This window comes from Tindallia texcoconensis (assembly GCF_055383815.1).
Map to the genome: position 1 here is coordinate 1,086,583 of NZ_AP042431.1, position 19,067 is coordinate 1,105,649.

18 protein-coding genes are annotated in these 19,067 nt (G+C 42.3%); 1 reads left to right on the forward strand and 17 read right to left on the reverse strand.

What is annotated here, in order from left to right:
• Positions 1-5: 5 nt before the first annotated feature.
• The 14 genes from ACZ47N_RS05045 to ACZ47N_RS05110 all read right to left on the reverse strand — a co-directional run bounded on the left by ACZ47N_RS05045 (position 6) and on the right by ACZ47N_RS05110 (position 14,502).
• The gene (locus tag ACZ47N_RS05045) at positions 6-2,165 is read right to left on the reverse strand and encodes an RNA degradosome polyphosphate kinase (RefSeq protein ID WP_464888047.1); all 2,160 of its coding nucleotides are present in this window, start codon (positions 2,163-2,165) and stop codon (positions 6-8) included.
• Positions 2,155-3,723: a Ppx/GppA phosphatase family protein gene (locus tag ACZ47N_RS05050; RefSeq protein WP_464888048.1), complete on the reverse strand. Its 1,569-nt coding sequence runs from the start codon at positions 3,721-3,723 to the stop codon at positions 2,155-2,157. Before ACZ47N_RS05050 ends, ACZ47N_RS05045 begins: the two co-directional genes overlap by 11 nt.
• Before the next feature lie 270 nt (positions 3,724-3,993).
• Positions 3,994-4,770, reverse strand: coding sequence for an ABC transporter ATP-binding protein (locus ACZ47N_RS05055; RefSeq protein ID WP_464888049.1), 777 nt, complete (start codon positions 4,768-4,770; stop codon positions 3,994-3,996).
• A 33-nt stretch (positions 4,771-4,803) separates the two neighbouring features.
• Positions 4,804-5,634, reverse strand: coding sequence for an ABC transporter permease (locus ACZ47N_RS05060; RefSeq protein ID WP_464888050.1), 831 nt, complete (start codon positions 5,632-5,634; stop codon positions 4,804-4,806).
• Positions 5,635-5,730: 96 nt separating this feature from the next.
• Positions 5,731-6,900 (reverse strand): ABC transporter substrate-binding protein, encoded by a 1,170-nt coding sequence (locus ACZ47N_RS05065; protein ID WP_464888051.1) that lies wholly within the window; start codon positions 6,898-6,900, stop codon positions 5,731-5,733.
• Positions 6,901-7,137: 237 nt separating this feature from the next.
• On the reverse strand, positions 7,138-7,677 hold the full coding sequence (saoL, locus tag ACZ47N_RS05070; RefSeq protein ID WP_464888052.1) for a MerB-like organometallic lyase SaoL: 540 nt from the start codon (positions 7,675-7,677) through the stop codon (positions 7,138-7,140).
• A 111-nt stretch (positions 7,678-7,788) separates the two neighbouring features.
• Positions 7,789-8,580 (reverse strand): ABC transporter permease subunit SaoP, encoded by a 792-nt coding sequence (gene saoP, locus ACZ47N_RS05075; protein WP_464888414.1) that lies wholly within the window; start codon positions 8,578-8,580, stop codon positions 7,789-7,791.
• An 8-nt stretch (positions 8,581-8,588) separates the two neighbouring features.
• Complete coding sequence (saoB, locus tag ACZ47N_RS05080) at positions 8,589-9,422, reverse strand: ABC transporter substrate-binding (seleno)protein SaoB (protein WP_464888053.1); 834 nt, start codon at positions 9,420-9,422, stop codon at positions 8,589-8,591.
• Positions 9,423-9,451: 29 nt separating this feature from the next.
• Positions 9,452-10,570, reverse strand: a complete 1,119-nt coding sequence (gene saoX, locus ACZ47N_RS05085; RefSeq protein ID WP_464888054.1) for an ABC transporter substrate-binding subunit SaoX — start codon at positions 10,568-10,570, stop codon at positions 9,452-9,454.
• A gap of 97 nt (positions 10,571-10,667) precedes the next feature.
• On the reverse strand, positions 10,668-11,132 hold the full coding sequence (gene saoC, locus ACZ47N_RS05090) for a Cys-Cys-COOH (seleno)protein SaoC (protein ID WP_464888055.1): 465 nt from the start codon (positions 11,130-11,132) through the stop codon (positions 10,668-10,670).
• On the reverse strand, positions 11,119-12,231 hold the full coding sequence (saoE, locus tag ACZ47N_RS05095; RefSeq protein ID WP_464888056.1) for an efflux transporter SaoE: 1,113 nt from the start codon (positions 12,229-12,231) through the stop codon (positions 11,119-11,121). Before saoE ends, saoC begins: the two co-directional genes overlap by 14 nt.
• 2 nt (positions 12,232-12,233) lie before the next feature.
• Complete coding sequence (saoT, locus tag ACZ47N_RS05100; protein ID WP_464888057.1) at positions 12,234-12,494, reverse strand: thioredoxin-like (seleno)protein SaoT; 261 nt, start codon at positions 12,492-12,494, stop codon at positions 12,234-12,236.
• 34 nt (positions 12,495-12,528) lie between these two features.
• On the reverse strand, positions 12,529-13,335 hold the full coding sequence (gene saoA / locus ACZ47N_RS05105; protein WP_464888058.1) for an ABC transporter ATP-binding protein SaoA: 807 nt from the start codon (positions 13,333-13,335) through the stop codon (positions 12,529-12,531).
• A 15-nt stretch (positions 13,336-13,350) separates the two neighbouring features.
• The gene (locus tag ACZ47N_RS05110) at positions 13,351-14,502 is read right to left on the reverse strand and encodes a double-cubane-cluster-containing anaerobic reductase (RefSeq protein ID WP_464888059.1); all 1,152 of its coding nucleotides are present in this window, start codon (positions 14,500-14,502) and stop codon (positions 13,351-13,353) included.
• Positions 14,503-14,804: 302 nt separating this feature from the next.
• On the opposite strand from ACZ47N_RS05110, the gene ACZ47N_RS05115 reads away from it, so the two are divergent.
• A complete protein-coding gene (locus ACZ47N_RS05115) occupies positions 14,805-15,458 on the forward strand; it encodes a DUF1847 domain-containing protein (RefSeq protein ID WP_464888060.1) in 654 nt (217 codons plus the stop codon).
• Between the two features lie 78 nt (positions 15,459-15,536).
• On the opposite strand, the gene ACZ47N_RS05120 is transcribed toward ACZ47N_RS05115, so the two are convergent.
• From ACZ47N_RS05120 to ACZ47N_RS05130, 3 genes are all read right to left on the reverse strand, one after another.
• Positions 15,537-16,745 (reverse strand): iron-containing alcohol dehydrogenase, encoded by a 1,209-nt coding sequence (locus tag ACZ47N_RS05120; RefSeq protein WP_464888061.1) that lies wholly within the window; start codon positions 16,743-16,745, stop codon positions 15,537-15,539.
• Positions 16,746-16,887: 142 nt separating this feature from the next.
• Positions 16,888-17,088: a sulfur carrier protein ThiS gene (gene thiS / locus ACZ47N_RS05125; protein WP_464888062.1), complete on the reverse strand. Its 201-nt coding sequence runs from the start codon at positions 17,086-17,088 to the stop codon at positions 16,888-16,890.
• Between the two features lie 5 nt (positions 17,089-17,093).
• Positions 17,094-18,992 (reverse strand): aldehyde ferredoxin oxidoreductase family protein, encoded by a 1,899-nt coding sequence (locus ACZ47N_RS05130; protein WP_464888063.1) that lies wholly within the window; start codon positions 18,990-18,992, stop codon positions 17,094-17,096.
• Between the last annotated feature and the right edge of the window lie 75 nt (positions 18,993-19,067).

The window sequence follows — 19,067 nt, forward strand, 5'->3', positions numbered from 1 at the left end:
TCATCCTATTGAGGCAGATCTTCACTGGAGGTAATGGGATCGCCTATGGGTTGGGTCTCTTTCTTCTTTTGAGCCGCCTTATTTGTTTCTTTAGCACGTCCACAAAAGTATTCTTGAGCATTCAACTTCATTTTACCACGACGGTCTACCCTTTTATACAAGCCTTCCGAGGTGAGGACTCTTGTTTTCTGAGTATCCGAAAAAATAATATGCAGGATTTCTTCCATCCTTTTTTTCAAGGCTTTGTCTTCTACTTCAAACATTAATTCAATGCGTCGATCTAAATTTCGGGTCATCCAGTCGGCACTGGAAAGATAGACGTTTTTCTGCCCCTGATTATGAAAGTAATAGATTCTGGGATGTTCTAAAAATCGGCCCACAATGCTTCGAACTTCAATGTTTTCGCTGACCCCTGGAACCCCTGGTCTTAGGCAGCAGATGCCACGTACCAAAAGGTTGATCTCTACGCCAGCACAAGAGGCATCATACAGTTCGCAAATAATATGTGGGTCTACAAGGGAATTCATTTGCCCAACAATCTTGGCTTTTTTGCCTTGGCGGGCATGTTCTGCTTCTCGACGGATCATGCGAACAAAGCTTTTCCTGAGTTCTAAAGGGGCTACAATCAGCTTGTATAGATCTGGTGGTTGAGAATATCCTGTCAACATATTAAAAAATGCTGAAGCTTCTGCTCCATAATATTCATTACAAGTGAACAGCCCCATATCCGTGTAAAGCTTAGCCGTATTGTCGTTGTAATTCCCAGTACCCAAATGAAGGTATCGCTTAATATGATTTTCTTCTTTTCGCACCACCAAGATTATTTTTGAATGGGTTTTGAGTCCTACCAATCCATATATTACATGGCAACCAGCTTGTTCCAGTTTCTTGGCCCAAATAATATTGTTTTCTTCATCGAAACGAGCCATGACCTCTACCAATACGGTGACTTGTTTTCCAGCTTCTGCGGCTTCTGCCAAAGCTTTAATAATTGGCGAATCACCACTGACTCGGTAAAGGGTTTGCTTAATCGCCATTACACGAGGGTCTGCCGCCGCTTCTTGAACAAAACGAACTACTGGTTGGAAGCTTTCATAGGGATGATGCAGTAGTTGGTCTTCTTGGGAAATAATATCAAAAATACTCTCTTCTCCTGTAAAGGATTCTGGCATCACTGGTTGGGTATCTTCGAACATCAGATGATCAAAGCCTTTGAGTCCATTGATTTTCATCAGAAAGCTTAAGTCTAATGGCCCTTTAATGAAGTATATTTCCCCCTTATGTATTTCTAATGCTTCCTGTAAGGTTTCCCGCAAAACTGGATCCATGGATGCATCTACTTCCAATCGGATAGCTGCTCCCCAACGACGGCGTTTAATCGATTTTTCGATTTCCATCAGTAAGTCTTTGGCTTCTTCTTCCTCAATGGTTAAATCTGCATTTCGGGTAATTCTATAGGGAGATGCAGCAATCACTTGGTGTCCGGAGAAAAGTCTGTTGGCAAAGAGCATGATAATTTCTTCCAACATTATAAAGGCACGGCCAGATGTTTCCGAGGGAAGCTCGATGACACGAGGAATCACAGCAGGTACTTGAACCGTTGCAAAGGTTGGTTCTAGGCTTTCTTTGGCTCGCACCAACATGGCAATATTAAGGCTTCGATTTAAAATGAGCGGGAAAGGCCTGCTGGAATCTACTGCCATCGGCGTAAGCACTGGATAAAGTATTTTTTTAAAATAATCCTCCAAAAAATCATATTGAACTGCCGAAATCTTATCCCGCTGCAACAATGTAAATCCCTGTTTTTTAAGGAGTGGCATCAAACTTTTATTAAATGTATTATATTGGTCTTTTACCATTTGATGCACTCGGATAGAAATATATTTTAACTGCCGCTTAGGACTCATCCCTGCTGGGTCTGGCTTATCATAGCCGGCATTTACCTGATCCTTTAGAGAAGCTACCCGAACCATAAAAAATTCATCTAAATTTGAAGTGACAATGGCTAAAAATTTCAACCGTTCAAAAAGTGGATTGGTTTTGTCTCGGCTTTCTTCTAATACACGATGGTTAAATTCCAGCCAACTTAGTTCCCGATTGATAAAATGTCCGCTATCGTAGCTGGTAGAGGATTTTGAATGTTCTTGTGGCAGTTTAAGTTCCATGGGTCAGCCTCCTTTTGATTTTCAGAGAAGGTTTTATTCCAAAAACTTCCTGAAAAAATTCAGATTTTATTTCAAAGGTCCATTCTTCCAATAGAGTATCTACCTCCGCACTCCCGGTAATGATCATTTCTTTTTCTTTATGCCGTACTTTCACCTCATCTATCTTTTGGCGATGACTTCGATCCATAGCGTCTGCAAGACGTAGAATGGCTACTAACTTTGCTGTGGTTACTCGGTCTTTTCCTTTTAATCGAAGGTAAGAATCGTGGTTTTTTTGTGGGGCTCGACTACTGTGGTATTTAGAAACATTAGCCACTATTTCCAATTCTTCTTGGGAAAGACTAAGGATAGGCGAGGCTTTTATTAATGTATATGAGTGATCATAATGTTGGTTTAAGTTGACAAATTTCCCAATGTCATGCAGCTTACAGGCTAATTGCAAGAGAAATTTTTCTCGATCTTTCATGCCATGGGTTCGCTTCAATGCATCAAAAAAAAGGATGGATTTTTCTTCTACATCTCGTGCATGATTTTCATCTCCATGATATTTTTTCAATAAGTTTGTGGCTTGATGCTGAATGTCATCGTTGAATTCCTTGAGTCTTTGGGTTTGAAAACGTTGATCTATAAAATCCGATACAATCCCATCACTCAAAGATACCAGTGGCGTATAGTATTGTTTTGCCTCTGTCATTTGAAAAAATTTCTTCATGACCATCAATGAAGGAAGAAGGATCGAAGCCAAATCGATAGATATTTGGTAGGTTTCTGCCAAATAATCAGCCGGCTTCTCCTGTACTTCTGCAAATAGCGCTTCTAGGGATTGGCTGGATATGGTATTAGAGGCATCCGAGGCTTCAGAGCCATTGCAAAGTCTGTTAATTGCTTTCATTTCGCTTCCCAGTACTACCAAATGACCTATGGTATACTCCTGATGAATATAGTCGATGGCATCAAGATGACTTTCGATATACTCTTCCAGCAAACGAGGAAAATCCAGGCTTCGTTTTTCTAAGTCCGCTAATACTTCTCTTAACCGCAGATGGCCTAATTTGATATTATGGGTTAGTTGCATCCTTCCCTGATGATAAATGGTCATTTCGATGCTCCCAGACCCCACCTCTACCACCATAACGCCTTCTTCACGAATATGTTGATGATCTGGCAGATTTTCTCGGATGGCTTTATAGGTCAGGTACCTTTCTTGAGCATTGTTTATGACCTCTACTTTCATTCCGGTTTTAAGTCGAATTTGGTCAATCAGGTACTCTTGATTATCTGCTTCTCGAATAGCACTGGTGGCCAAGGCTCTATAATGTCTAGATCCGTACTCTTGTTTTAACTGTTGAAACCCTGTCAAGATTTCACAGATATGCTCTACGGTTTCGTAACTTACCTTTCCGGTAGAGAAAGTGTCTCTCCCTAATGCAGCTGGTTTGGTTACCCGATCTAACAATTTACAATTCCCAACTTCATCTACTTCAACAATTCTCATTTTCAAGGAATAAGAACCTATATCTATGGCACTCATCACCGTTGGTTTTCGTTGTTTGTTCACAAATTGCCGCCCCTTTCTTTATCCAGACAGGCTGTGGATTATGTCTGTATCCTCCCTAAGCCATGGGTTTTCCCTTTATCTCTTGAGACTTTTTTCGTGTACAATGCCTGAAATTCCCTTCTGGTTTATGGTTATTATACGGTTTATACCCTTTTATGACGCAAACTCCTTGTGAATTTTAATTTTTTTCTCCATGGAATTTTACATACTAATAGAGCTAGGCAATGATAACATCGCCTAGCTCTTATAAAAGGGAGGGAATTAGCTAATTTATGCAGTTCTGGTTTCAGTATATTCTTCTCCTAACATGCCAATAAGCAGGTTAAGTAATTTTCCATAAGCGCTGTCTCCCCGATCTCTTGGTCTAGGAAGATCTACTGGTATAATTTCCTTGATGCTACCGGGCGAATTTTTCATCACAACAATTCGATCCGATAAGTATATGGCTTCGTCTACACTATGGGTTACAAACAAAATGGTTTTTTTATCTCTTTCCCAGATATCTAGCAATTCTTTCTGTAAAATCATTCGAGTATGTGCATCTAAAGCACCAAAAGGTTCATCCATTAAAAGAAGAGACGGATCTTTTACTAAAGATCGGATAATCGCTACCCGCTGTTGCATGCCTCCTGATAGCTCATAAGGGTATGCCTTAGAAAATGATTCCAACCCTACTATTTTAAGATATTCCATGGCTTTTTCAAATCGATGCTTCTTATTCATGCCCTCAAATTCCAATCCAAGCATCACATTATCTAAAACAGTTCTCCAAGGCAACAGTGAATAATCCTGAAAAACCATGCCTATTTCTGAATGTTGTTTTTTTATCTCTTGCTCTTTATACATTAAAGAACCTTCGTTCATGGTTTCCAAGCCAGCAATCATCCTTAGAAAAGTGGATTTTCCACAGCCAGAAGGCCCTAAAATCGAAACAAATTCATTTTCTTTCACAGATAAATGGAACTGTTTGATGGCTGTTACAGACAATCCTTTTTCACTTACATAGCGTTTTTCTAGATTATCTGCTTTTAGTACTACGGATTGCATACACCCTGCTCCTTCCCTAGCTTTCACTTTCTCTTATGATCCGGACCGATAGAGCCACCGAAATTTATATCGTTCAATGCTTCGGAACATATAATCTAGTGTAGCCCCTACTAGTCCTATGGCAATCATGCCAGCAATCACAATGTCCGTTCTGGCAAGGGAATAGGCATGAGAAATCATATACCCTACACCAGCCACGCTGCCAGGAAGCATTTCTGCCGCCACCAAGCACATCCACGCTACTCCCATAGCTGTTCGCATCCCATTGATCACAGAAGGCGCTGCCGCTGGAATAATAATCTTAAACACCAGATCCTTTTCAGAGGCCCCCAAGGTTTTCGCTGATTCAATCAAGGTTTTAGGAACGCTTTGAACCCCATAAATAGTGCTTGTTAGTATAGGAAAAAAGGCTCCAAGAAAAATAATGAACAACATGGAAATTTGAATCTTTCTGAAATGCAGGTATAAAAACCCGGATTCCATGGGCATATAGTTTGCCAGACTGGTAATGCCAAACCAGGCTAATACCAGAGGGACCCAGGCTAAAGGAGGAATTGGTCGGAATATGCCGAAAAAGTGGCTGAAAAGGTCATGAAATATCGGCTTATAGCCCATTGCAACGCCTATGGGAATCCCAATCAACGCCGCTAAAAAATAACCTATTAAAACCCTAGAAAGACTTGTCGCTACATTGTTTGCTAAAGATCCCAGGCTTATCAGGGGTTCTGTAGGGTTCAATAAAATTTTTCCCACATTTTCTACTGGTGGCAACACCACCAAATTCCCCATACTCACTGCCAGCCATTGCCACCCTATGATAAATATTAAGGGGAGTATTAAAGGGATCACTGCTTTAAATTTCATATCTGACTCCTCGTCTTTCTCGGCTTGTTAAATTCTGTTGGTAATTATTCCTTACGTTTTAAGAAGAGGAGGAGGGGGATCCTCCTCTATCACCCTTTACTGGGTATATCTAAAATCAAATATTTCATCTTGGACTTCTTCAAAATTCATGCCCACAAGATTCCCTTCAAAATGGTCGCTGTCATCCAAGAAATGATATAAAATTTCTGTGCCTCTCATCCACCCTTCCGTTGGAATGGTGGTGTAACGAACCGTAGACATTTTAGCGGCTTCCTCTGGGATACCAATCCACTCTGCCACCACTATTGCTGCTTCATCCCTGTTTTCGTTGCTGAACTCTGCTGTATGTTCCATCAATTCAACAAAAACTGCCATGGCTTCTGGATATGCTTCGATGGCATTCTCACTGGCTACCAGGCAACAGCAGGGGAAATCGACCCAATGGCCTATGGGACCATAGTCTTTTGTATCCGCTGCTTTGATTCCGATATCCTCATGTTCTGCCACCATAGGGAACGGCGAAGGCCCTACCCATCCATCTACCTGACCACTGGTGAGTGCTGGCATGTAGTTAGAAGTGGCTCTTAAATTTACCAGGAGAACATCAGCCTCTCTATTGTCTGGATCTTCCGTGTAACTGATGTCATTTTTATCCAAGGCGCTCTTGGTAATAATGGTGACGGAACTGGTGGGTGAAAGATAGCCTAAGGTCACTGGTTCATCTGCGTTTTTCGTGTATTGGTGAAAATCTTCCCAGCTTTCGATACCCATATCTTTACGAAATACCATGGAGTTTCCTTCTGTATGGATAGGCCCTAATGCTTTAATTGGCACATCTCTATCCCTATTGGACATTACCACCGTAATAGAGAAAAAGGATATATCCAACTGTTCCTGGGCAAATAAGGTGGCGGCTTCTGAACCACTATTGGTAACCACCATCTCAATATTGGCCACAGCTTCTCCTTCGGCGGATATCAGTCGGTAGCGTTCTTTATCTATAACAGTTTCCAAGTAAGCGCCTCTTTCTTTAAAGGCTTCTGCATGATGTGCTGCTACCATAATGGGCAGGCTGTGATCATTGTAGATATAGCCTACGTGCAATGTTGGAATTTCTTTGTCTTCTTCTACCGCATTTTCTTCGTCCTGAACTTCTGCATTGGCTGCTTGTTCCGCTTCTTCAGGCTCATTATTGCCTCCACAGCCTGTTATGACCAGAACTGCTATCAATAAACCCATTAGTATTGCTTTCCATTTAGATGTCATGTTGTTGGCTCCTATTCCTTTGGTTCTTATTGATGATCGATTTGTTTTTGCTTTTGCTGGTTGGTTTCATTACTTACATCCAATTCTTAAGGAAATTTAATCATCCACGTTAAAAATCATTTCAGCAACGGTTAAACCATCATGGGCATTTAAACAGAAAATGTTTTCTTTATTAATATTCCCTGCCTCCACCCACTGATCATAATGTTTCTTCTTACAGAAGAAATTCATGATATTTCAGCAGCTACCTGACCAGTTTTCTATTCTATTTAAATCAACATGTAATACGTGCGTATCCTCTGGTAATACCTTTACTATTTTTCCACTTGCGATCTCTAAGGATATTTTTTCACCACATTCACTGCATTGGGATTCAATAGTAATATCCTGTTGAAAGGTAAAGGCTACCCCCATAGCATCAATGGCGCACATCGCATATAAGCATCTACCATCTTTTAGTGTCACTCTGTGTTGGGTAGGGAATGCGGAAACAGGATAAATAAAGTTTACTTTTTTTTCATCGTCTACTACAATCGCTTTTTTATCTAAAAGCCCTTCCATGACTTCATCTAAGTCTGTTTTTGCTATATTTATGTTTTGATCTATCTCTTCTAGCTTACATGGTTTTTTATGTTCTAATACATATTCCATCAAAGATGTTCTCAATATTCTTTCTTTCATGCATAATCTGGAATGAATACTTTCAATGGCTAATCTATCCCTAGGGTATTCGCCTATTTTAGAAGATACCTTGTTGTTATTTGTTAAAGGCTTCATTTTAACCTCCGACTTTTTTCATACTTCTGTGTTCACCTTTTGATTATTCTTCGTATTTGTTGCTCTCCATCAGGCGATAAGACGTTTTTTCCGATGTTTACCATCCGTTGATTATACATACTTCCATTTAACCAAAACTCGCTGAAGCTGCATAATAAGGCGGTCAATGATATAACCTACAAGACCCGCCATAATCATCAGGGCAATCAATCGATCTGTCTGCATCCTTGTCTGTGCCTGAACCATAGAGTAGCCGAACCCGGCACTCGTCGCAATGAACTCCGCTCATATAACCGACATCCAGCCGGCACTGATGGCCAACCGCATGCCGTTTAATATGTCTGGTAAGGAGCTGGGAACAATTACAGAGGTGAAAATACTTATTTTACCGGCTCCCATGCTTCTTGCTGCGTTGTAATAGTCCGGCGAGATGTTTTGCACTCCGTTAATGGTGTTAAGCACAAGCGGGAAAATTCCTGCCATGGCGATCAGGAAAATGGTTGGCCCATCTCCCAACCCCAGCCATACAATGGCCAAAGGAATCCAGGCCATAATAGGAACCTGTCGCATAGAGCTGATCAGGGGATCAAATATTTTCAAAATGGTGTTGGAATACCCCATTAAAAAGCCCATGGGTAGCCCAATAACCGTTGCATAAAGGAATCCCAGCAATACCCGCCGCAGGGTAATGGCCATATTAATCAAAACCGCTTTGTCCGTAATGGCGTCCCCTAAAGCAATCATAGTCACCATAGGGGATGGCAGCAGCAAATTGCTTTGATAATACATGGATGCCGCTTGCCAGATCACGAATAAAAAGCCTACGCTGCCTAACCAGTGAAGTTTCGTACCGCTGGTTTTCACACCGGCTTTATCGAAGCGCCCAATAATGGATGGAAACAGATCCTGCTTTACTTTTCCATCGGATTCATTAGTTTCATCCCTAAATTCATCCATTGTTCCGCCTCCTTTCCTGTTGTTTCGCCATCGCTATAATGATCAATGGCGTCTTGTAATACGTCTATATCCTTAAGTTCTTCCATGGATTCCTGCCAAAGCTGAAGAAAATACTGAGCTTCTGAACTATCAAGAATCCCTTCACGAGCGATTAAGACATAAGTGATTCGCTCTTTGTCCCGGTACCCCGGTAAATGGTCTCCAGGGAGATACAACCCTTGGGTAATATCGACGATAATACCTTGTACTTCTCCCATTTCATAAGCGTAGGGCAGAGCTGCCGGTAACATGGGAGCCGCATCTGCGCTCTCCCCGAAATGGTGTTCCACTATTTCTTTTTGGTACCAACGATTCTGTGTGATGCCGATTTTTTCCACATTTGCTGTCGGATGTTTCACCAGCATATCCGAATTGGCCAGTACCGGACCTATGATGCGATAGCGAGGATCTTTTTCTATCAACCTGGCGGCAGCGTCCGGACAGATAATCGCCATATGAAGCCGATTTCCACTTAGAGCCCATTCCGCCGTGCTGGAGCAGCAATCACGTATCGTATGGATTCCGAACATATCTTCTTGTTGAACAGTAAAGTCTTTTTCCTTTACCAGGTAATCTACCACCAATCCACCGGCATCATCCGGGACTCCTATGATTAAACTTCCCTCTGCCATGTCTGCCTCGTAATGAAAATGCATCCACAGGAAGGTAGCGCTGATTAACAGCGCCACCAATGTTCCCACTGCATTTTTAAGCTTTTTTCTTGCAGATTCACATTTCTGTGAGGTCATTTTTTTCAGTCCTTGTTGCCACCCAGGCTTTAGGATTCATACCGCTCCATGGCTGCTTCCAGCCAGTCGTCATAGCTCATACCCACAGGAAAGATTGGATCCACTTCTTCGGCGATAAACACTTCGAAGTCCGGTAAGTCCAGCTTGTTCTGAAGGTCATGATACACCCATTCTTCCTGCGGTGTAAACTCCTGCCAGTCTGCCATATCGAAATAATTTTGTGTCATGTCATAGTATCGCTCAACATTTCCATCGTCAATGACCCAGGTCATGGTGCGCCCTTCGCTGACGGTTTTTTGGTAAATGGTTCGGTAACCCACTTCCTCTGGGACATCGAATACTTCTGCAAATATTTTTCCAGACTCAATTGGATTGGTGTAGAGGTATTGGATGGCTTCTACGTGTGCCTGTAGCATCTTTTCAGCTTCCTCTGGTCTTTCTTCAATAAAGTCATCATGCATAATCAGCAGGGTTTTAAAACCCCAATCGCCATCCGGAAGCATTCTGCTTACGGCTAATTCATGGCCGATACCTCGATGTTCTGCCAAAGACCGGAATGGATCACAAACCAGCACTCCATCCAGTTCGCCTATTTCAAGGGCAAAAAAGGCATCCCGCTGTGACATGCTATAGGCTTCGTATTCTTCCGGATCATAAGGAATCCCGGCATCATGTGCAATAATGCGCCACTCCGGGTTTACATCATGAGAATCCGGACCTAAATTAAGTCTTTTACCTACCATATCCTGTGCGGTTTCTATCTCGTTGGAGCCTACCAAATAATAGGATCCCCCTAAATGATTAAAAGCCGTCATTTTCATTGGAGTTCCCTGATTAAGGGCGTTGTTTACCGCATTGCTTCCCATGTATCCAACATCCATCTGGCCGGCAGCCATCAAGACGCCAATATCGCTGGTCATGGTCAGATTTGTGTTAAGTCCATATTTTTCGTAGATTCCTGCATGGTATGCCACGGGACAGGCCACCATCATGTCGCAGTTGAAATAACCTATTTCAATAACGTCTCCACTGGTTGCACTTCCATTTTCAGCAGACCCACTGCCACCACTTCCTCCGCAGGCCGTCATTAGCACTGCTGCACAAATCATCAAAATCAATAAGTTCTTTTTTTCCTTCCAAACTCTCATTTTTCGTCCCCCATCTTCATTCAAATATTTTATTTAATCAATAAGCACTTGCTGCATAAGCCTCTTTCTTAGTAAGGACTTGCTGCATTGCTGCTCATTAACAACATAGAGTCATGTCCATGGAGAATAAGTCCACTAATTCTCCATCCACAATGCGGTAAATTGCATGCCCAACATGAGGCCCTTTTGAGCCAGATATATACAACTCATTGGGAGGTTCATTATCAAAATCAATAAAATCGATGACCTGATTTTCTACAGGAGCCGGGATTGGCTCTGTTATCAGATATCCATCCCCTTGATCCATGACCACCACCATTTGATTTTGTCGAGGCCCTACGCTAAAAAGAATCACCGTATCCATTCGGCCATTGTCCGTTAAGTCTTCTTGATCCCACAGAATTAGTTCGTTGTCTTTATACGTTTCTCGCCAGTAATCAATGGCTGGTGTTGTGGCCAAGTACTGGGTCGGAAAGGCTTCTCGCTGAGAAAAATTCCAGCCTGCCAATCCAATTAGCACGCCGACCAATAAGATTGGGAACCATTTTTTAATTGACTTCATGGACTTTCATCTCCCGTCGTCGATGTGCCCATCGACTGAATGTTTCTCCATATACTTTTAAAGCTAAAGCAATGATGAGCATAGACGCCATATAACGAAGAATCAAAGGCGGAGCAAATATGAAAAATCCTGCCCAATCAATGGTTTGTTGATTACGCGCCAGGTCAAAGACGGGTGTGAATCCTGGCATTAGCAGCGCATTCGTGATGGTCCCCACCAACAATGCACAGGTGAATAGGCTTACGGCATAAATGGTAACACTGCGTTTTCCAATTAATTTGTACATACTAATGAGCTCTGGCAAGTTTGTAGCCGTTCCTGCCATTAAAAATGTCAGCGCGACCCCAGGGGATGCACCACTAGCCAGCAATGCCGCCACAAAGGGAATATGTCCCACAGCGCATACATACATCACCGATGCCAATAAGGCGACCCCGCCAATTGAAATTAATCCAGGTGCTCCCAGATACTGTTGAATAAACTGGGTTGGAACAGCCATAAATAATAGTGCTACCAGAACCATTGCTGGCACTACGTATTTACTGACTTGGGCCCCCATATCTGCAAAACCCCAGTGAAGACCCCCTTTGAGTTTTTGATAAAGAGTTTCTTCACCTTCTGTTTCCAAGGTCACCCGTTCTTCTTGATTTCCATATTCCATGCCTGGCAAATGCAATTCTGGCCCTGCCAACCAATTGCCCAATACTCCCACTATAATTGGAACCGTAAACCCTGCAATCAAGTAGATAATGGCAATTTCAGGTCCTAAGAGGCCAAACGCTAAAATGAGGGATGCCGGGTTGATGATGGGGGCTGCAATGTTAAAAGCAATAGTAGGCCCTATATATGCGCCAGAGTAATATAGACTCATGCCCAGGGGAATAACCCCACAACTGCAAATGGGCAAAAACATTCCAGAAACTGTTGCTCGAAGGATCGAGGATAGTTTGGTGTTGCCCAGCATTTGATGCAATTTTGACGGACTCATAAAATTATGCAGTAAGCCAGCAATCAAAAAACTTGCTACCAGCCATACGGAAGCTCCGTTGAGCAAGTCTATACTGACTAAAAACACTTCTTTTACAAAGGAAACAAGCACCGCTATTCGCCTGCCTTCAATGCATCACGAATGGCATCCTCAATGGTTTTTTGATTTAGATTATCGTATTTTTTTTTCTCGTTGATAATCATCGTTCCTTTAGTTACCATGCCATATTTCCGAACATACTCATAATCTTTTCCAGCGTAATAAACTTTAACTTCCACCTGATCCCCTTTTTCCTGTGCTGCTTTTCGGATCATTTCTTCGTATCCAACGCAGGTTGGACAGGTATTGATGAATTCTATGAGCACTTTCGCCATTCTTTTTTCCCTCCATTGCAATATCCTGATTGTTTTACACAGCCCATTTATCTTCTTTGTTCTCTTTGGGTACTTCTTTAAGATTTTTCCCAGAAGAATTTTGCTGTATTAGCTCTGTTAAATGTTCAATGTACTCTTTATACTTTTTATTGTCCCTTTTACGAGGGCGAGGGAGGTCTACTTGTAGGTCTTCCACGATTTCCCCTTCATTGGTGGACATAAGCAGGACTCGATCACTCATAAAGACCGCTTCTTCAATATCATGACTCACCATCACAACCGTTACCTTGTCTTTCATAAAAATGCCTTCCAAATCTTCTTGGATTTGTCGCCTCATCTGGTAGTCTAGAGCTCCCAGTGGCTCATCCATCAAAAGTACGCTAGGCTGACATGCCAACGCCCTTGCCACTGCGGTTCTTTGCTTCATCCCACCAGAAAGCTGATGAGGATAAAGAGATTCTTTTCCCTCCAAGTTAGATAATTTTAGAAGTTCTTGTAATTTTTGTTCCTGTTTTTCCTTAGGTACTTTAAGTTGTTTCATTGGATACATAATATTGTCCCGGACGGTTTTCCAGGGAAACAATGCATATCCCTGAAAAACAAAGGCTCGATCTGGTCCTGGCTTGGACACCATCTGATCCTCCACTTTAATACACCCGGAATCTGCGGCCTGAAATCCAGCCATAATAGTCAGCATGGTTGTTTTTCCACAACCAGATGGACCTAGCAAACTGACAAATTCCCCTTCATTGATGCTAATATCAATGTTTTTAAGTACTTTTGTAATCTCTTTTCCATTGGAATAGGTTTTACAAATTTTTTCTGCTTTCAGTTTATTCACTTACAAACACCTCTTTCAGGACACCATTTCTAAAGTAGCTTCTATACGAACTTTTAATATTTCAAGATCCGAGTTTGAGTAATCACTTTCTAAATGAAGATACGGTAAACCCAACTCCTTGACCAGTTGATGTACACTGTGGGCTTCGATATTATAGGTATGACACGCCTGCCAGGTTAAGTCGATAACAATATCTGCAGAGAATTCCTGGATCATCGATTCTATTAGTTCCAACCGATATTCATTAGGACTCATACATGAACATGGAATTTTAAGGTAACTTTCTGCCAATGCTTGGATAGGATCTTCTTTTTCTTTGCTTACCAATAAATCCAAGGTTTTATAACTGCTACAATTCTCTAAGGCCACTACGGAAGCTCCCAGCTCTTCCACAATGCGAATTACTTTTTCGCTGCCCAATCCAGTGGGACATCCCGTCAACAACACTCTAGGTTTTCGTGGCATCGCTGTTTGGCTTGAGTCAATTGTTTTTCTTTCCTGCAATAATTTGCCTCGTAAATCATTTAACATTTTAATCGATGCGTTTTTATCCGCACTAAAGCCTTTAGACCATACGATGGTCAACAATTCGATGCCTGTTAAAGGTGCCGGATCCATTTTGTTCAGATCGCAAATCCCTTTAATGGCTTTGCGTTCTTCGTTTCTGGTATCTATGGCTTTCCAGATTTTTTCGTCGGTTATGGTTACCTGAAGCTTCTCTTCCAAGTATCGCCTTAACTCCCTAACTTCTTCCACCCACAACTGCAAAGAAGCACTGCTGTTTTTTCGGTGAGGCAGTTGCATAACGTGAACAGGCTTGATCGCTTCCATCAGTTCAAACATTTTCTTCTTTCCATCACAGGTGGTTTCTCCAATGATAAGGTCTGAAAAATAGAAAAACGGACAGGTATCCGTAATGGCAAAGCCGTAAGAAGATTTTATCAAGGGACACAAATTCCGTGGCAGGTCTTTTTCTGCTGCTGGAATCGGATCTTCCTTGGTCCCACATAGGCTTACAGGAATAGCATCTGCGGCTAATACCAATTCCGAAGGGCAGAACGTACAGTAGATACCCACCACTTTTTTCCCTTTTTCCTTCATGTCTTTTATTCGTACCATATTATCGCCACGTAAATTTTGAAATATTTCCAGTTCAGCTTGTTGCATTTCGCACCTCTTTCATGGAGACTTTTATTCTAATACCTCTATTATGCTTTCATCCCAGGATTGAAACCGTGGTCTTTCCGCCCTAATACTGTAACTATGGAGACTGGCCTATCCTAAGGATATTCGTCCTTTCAATGCTACACATCAGTTTAACAGGTTCTTTTCCTTAGGTCTAATTGAATATTTCTATCAAATTGACTTATTGCATTGTTCTTTTCTATAGCAGAAGACTTTTATCCACATCTTGTGTATACTGGCAAGAAGTGGGTCTTTTCCCATACCATTAAAGGAGGGTTATTCTATTGAATCAAATCAATCCATTAACCGAAACTGGATGTTGCCAATGCAAGGCTAAGGCGTGTCAAAACAACTCGGAACACTTGCCAGAAGCCTGTGTTACCACCTCTTTGAAATCAGCATTAATTCATGAATCTACTAGCGCCTACGCTGAAAATCCTTCTACTGTACAAATAATGCACACTGCTGCTGAAATCGAAGGACAATTTTATGGAAAATTAACTCGAGTGGAAGAAACCATTGAGTTTATTAAGCGAATGGGGTATCAAAAGGTGGGAATTGCTTCCTGTGCTGGTCTTTCTTCGGAAACCCAGGTATTTTCTACTCTTTTAACCCATCATCAGATTCCTCATTTTGGTGCTCTCTGTAAGGTGGGGGCCGCTGATAAGAGTCTGGTAGGCATCCCTAAAGAAAATCGAGTGAGGCCAGATAAGCAGTACGAAGCTATGTGCAATCCTATTTTACAAGCGGCTGCCCTTAAAGAGCAGCAAACAGATTTTAATATCCTCATTGGCTTATGTGTTGGTCACGATGTTCTTTTTTCTATGCATACGGAAACACCTATGACGACTTTAATTGTCAAAGACCGTGTTACCTGTCATCACCCTGCCGCTCCTCTTTATCATGTAAATGGATATTACAATCGTTTAAAGAAGTAAACACAAAAGAACCAGACAATGGTTCATCGCCTGGCCCTAATGCTATCTTTATAGTTTAAAGGAAGATAAAAGGATTTTTTAAAGAGTGGATGGGACTAAATCAAAGCACCGGTTGTAAATCCACTTGTAGGAGTCTTCGTTAAGAATTCTTGGATTTCCTACAGTTTGTGGATCCTTCATGGCTTCTTTTGCCAATCTTGGAATCATGTCTTGGGATACACCCATTTCTTCCAAACTTGGTACTTCAAGATCTTCTGCCAACTGATACACTTCTCGAACAGCGGCTTTTGCCGCTTCTTCTGTGGACATTCCAAAGGTATCTACGCCTAATGCTTGAGCAATTCGTGCAAATTTCTTAGGGGCTGCTTTCCAATTGTATTCCATTACTGGTCCCATCATGGTTGCTACGCAGTCTCCATGAGCAACTGGTAGAATACCGCCTAAGGTTTGAGCCATGGCATGACCAGCTCCTGCTGATTCACTACCGTAGGAAAGCCCTGCCAACATGGCGCCTTGGGCCATGCCGTAACGTGCTTCAATATCGTTTCCATTGGCATAGGCTCTTCGTAAATAGGCTCCGGTGTATTCGATGGCCAATAGTGCTACGGCATCGGTTACTGGCTGTGCAAAGTGCATGGTATAGCATTCCACAGCGTGGGACAGTACATCCATCCCTGTCATAGCCGTTACTCGTGGCGGCATGGTGACATGTAGTTCTGGGTCGATAATGGTTAGATGGGCTGCGATTAACGGACCACCGGTGTTGAACTTAAACTCTCTCTCCGTATCCGTGATAACGGCCCATTGGGTTACTTCCGACCCTGTCCCTGCAGTGGTTGGAATGGTAGTAAGGGGTGGAATTCGATTGGTTAAAGGTTTTTTACCGTCTGCAGCTTCATATTCCAATACAGATTCGCCATGAGCCACTTCTACACCAATGGCTTTGGCTGTATCCATGGAGCTTCCTCCACCTACGGCCACAAGACCGTCACAGTTGTTATCGTTATACATCTTGCTACCCATGCCTACTACTTTTACTGCCGGATTTGGTTCTACTTCTTTAAAGACTACCACTTCTATTCCCGCTGCTTTTAGGGATTCTTCTACTGATTTTGTAATCCCTGCTCCATAAATCCCTGGATCCGTTACTAATAATGCTTTGCTGACACCCAAATTCTTAATTTCTTCCCCTGCATACTGAATCGAACCAATGCCGTGCTTGATAACCGTCGGCACCTCAAAGCTGTGTAAGTTAGTCATGTTTTCAAATCCCATGTTCATTGCCATTTATAATTCCTCCTTAGTTTTTGTTGATTATCTTAAGCTTCCAGTCACATAAGCCACGGGGACGGTTCCATCGTCTTTCCTGCGGCTCTACGCTTCACTCCGAGGACGCTCGAACCATCCCCATGGCAGAGCGGTGACTCTGTTATCCACCACCCAGGATCCGTAAAAGCTTTACCTGATCCTGATCTTCCAATACTCTTTCTGAATACTCCTTAAGAAGCACCTGCCTGTTATTAATCCAAACCGAAGACCGAGGAGCATAGCCTTTTTGTTCCAATAATTGCTCCACGGTACAACCAGTTTCAAGGCTGATTTTTTTTCCATTAACATCAATTCGTATCATGACCTTTATCCCTTTTCTTCAAGCAACCATCCAAGCGATAAGTTTTTCAGAGTTTCTTCACTTGGATTTCCATTATCATCCCAATTTACCAGTTGATAATAGGTGTCTCTGAAGTTCATGAAGGTTTCTTTATCAAACTGAAAGCCTTTCTGTGGCCCATCTGTAAGCGGTTCATACATACGCTCTGGCAGATAGTCATCCTTTTTATCAAAGCCTTCCCTCATGTTGAAGTAACGCATCATATTGATTCTACGCTCTCCCACTTTCAGAAGCTCTTCAATGGAGGTTTCCCACCCTACGCCTACCTTACAAAGATCTATTAAATCGTCTGGCCCATAGAGTTGCCAACTTGGTCCCCAGGCAAATTGACATAGTCCGAGGGTATCTAAGGTAGAGAAAAATTGCTGGCCAGTTATCGTAAATCGAACCTTATCCTCATCCATGGAGAAAGAATCTTCGTATCCTTTTTCGATGCCGATCATGGCCAGTCTTTTTCGCTCAAAAGAATCTTCCGGCATGGTTAAGAAAGGATCGTGCTCACAGGATTGATGATCTGCTCCAAAACTATTGACCGCATACAGCAGTCCAATGGCCGGCTTGTAATGGGGCATATGGGCTGGCATTTCCTGCTTTTTTACACACATACTAAGTGGCATAGCTTCTGGCCCCATTTTTTCTGCTACCCTATGGGTGCCTTCTGCTAGTAAATCTCCAAAGCCTTTTCGAAGGGCTATTTTTTCGATCAGCTCTGGGAAGTACTCCGACTTACCAAATGCCAATTCCATTCCGTCTGTATCTTCTTTTGTAAGAAGACCTTTTTCATAACATTCCATGGCAAAGGCAATGGTAGCTCCACAGGAAATAGTGTCTAAGCCGTACATATTGCAGTACTGATTGGCAATAGAAACATCTTCCAAGTTATCTACATCGCAGTAGGAACCAAAGGTAGCTGCGGTTTCATATTCGGGACCGCCGTAAAGAGGGTCCACTTTACCTTCGATTTCTACTACACGTTTACAGCGAATGGCACAGGCAAAACAAGTGTCGCTTTCTTTGAAAATGCTGTTCATCATGGCATCGCCGCCGATTTTCTCTACTTTCTCACCAAAGTGCCCAGAAAGGAAGTTTCTCGTTGGTAAGAACCCTTCATCGCTGGTAGGAGCAAGTTCCCCATTGGTCCCACTGGCACCCAAGCCTTGAATGTTTGGATTATCCTCAATTCTTCCCTTTACGTTGCCGCTGAGTTTCTTAAATCCTTCGGCATCGTAAGGCTTTCGTGGCTTCACCTTTTTTACGGCGATGGCTTTTAAATTTTTTGACCCCATTACCGCACCAGTTCCATTGCGGCCGTTGGCTCGATTGGCCATATTCATAATGGCAGCGTATTTCACTAGGTTTTCACCGGCAGGGCCTATTTCTGCAATTTCAACCTGATTTTCACCCAGCTGGTCTCGAATAATCCGCTCGGTTTCACCAGTTACTTGTCCCCAAATTGCCGAAGCATCTTTTAAGATGGCTGTTTCTCCGTCAATGTATAGGTATACGGGCTTTGGAGATTTCCCTCTAAATACAAGGGCATCATATCCGCTATTTCTTAAGTGAGCTGGGAAAAAACCACCAGCCTGGCTATCCCCTATGGTATCTGTCAGCGGACTTTTAGTGGTAATCATTACTCGGCTTTGCCCACTAATAGGAAGACCCGTTACCACAGACGTTGAAAAAACGAGCATATTCTCTGGTGATAAAGGATCGATTCCTGGCTCCATCTCTTGAAGAATCAAGTAAAGGCCCAAGGCAGATCCACCCGGATATAAGCGGTATGTTTCTCCGGGAATCTTTCTGGTTTCAATTTTTCCAGCTGTTAAGTCAATATCAAGAATGGTAGCCTCTGGAAATTGTGTCATCGTTAACCCTCCTCACATTATTTCTACATTCAACAAAGAATTTTGTTAAATTTCTTTTAAACGTTTTAAATATAT

Excerpts from the sequence above, each read along its gene's own strand:
- ACZ47N_RS05065 (WP_464888051.1), bottom strand. The coding sequence starts at position 6,900 with ATGACATCTAAATGGAAAGCAATACTAATGGGTTTATTGATAGCAGTT.
- saoB (WP_464888053.1), bottom strand. The coding sequence starts at position 9,422 with ATGACCTCACAGAAATGTGAATCTGCAAGAAAAAAGCTTAAAAATGCA.
- saoX (WP_464888054.1), bottom strand. The coding sequence starts at position 10,570 with ATGAGAGTTTGGAAGGAAAAAAAGAACTTATTGATTTTGATGATTTGT.
- ACZ47N_RS05130 (WP_464888063.1), bottom strand. The coding sequence starts at position 18,992 with ATGACACAATTTCCAGAGGCTACCATTCTTGATATTGACTTAACAGCT.
- ACZ47N_RS05055 (WP_464888049.1), bottom strand. The coding sequence starts at position 4,770 with ATGCAATCCGTAGTACTAAAAGCAGATAATCTAGAAAAACGCTATGTA.
- ACZ47N_RS05060 (WP_464888050.1), bottom strand. The coding sequence starts at position 5,634 with ATGAAATTTAAAGCAGTGATCCCTTTAATACTCCCCTTAATATTTATC.
- ACZ47N_RS05110 (WP_464888059.1), bottom strand. The coding sequence starts at position 14,502 with ATGCAACAAGCTGAACTGGAAATATTTCAAAATTTACGTGGCGATAAT.
- thiS (WP_464888062.1), bottom strand. The coding sequence starts at position 17,088 with ATGATACGAATTGATGTTAATGGAAAAAAAATCAGCCTTGAAACTGGT.
- ACZ47N_RS05045 (WP_464888047.1), bottom strand. The coding sequence starts at position 2,165 with ATGGAACTTAAACTGCCACAAGAACATTCAAAATCCTCTACCAGCTAC.
- ACZ47N_RS05120 (WP_464888061.1), bottom strand. The coding sequence starts at position 16,745 with ATGGCAATGAACATGGGATTTGAAAACATGACTAACTTACACAGCTTT.
- saoC (WP_464888055.1), bottom strand. The coding sequence starts at position 11,132 with ATGAAGTCAATTAAAAAATGGTTCCCAATCTTATTGGTCGGCGTGCTA.
- saoT (WP_464888057.1), bottom strand. The coding sequence starts at position 12,494 with ATGGCGAAAGTGCTCATAGAATTCATCAATACCTGTCCAACCTGCGTT.
- saoL (WP_464888052.1), bottom strand. The coding sequence starts at position 7,677 with ATGAAGCCTTTAACAAATAACAACAAGGTATCTTCTAAAATAGGCGAA.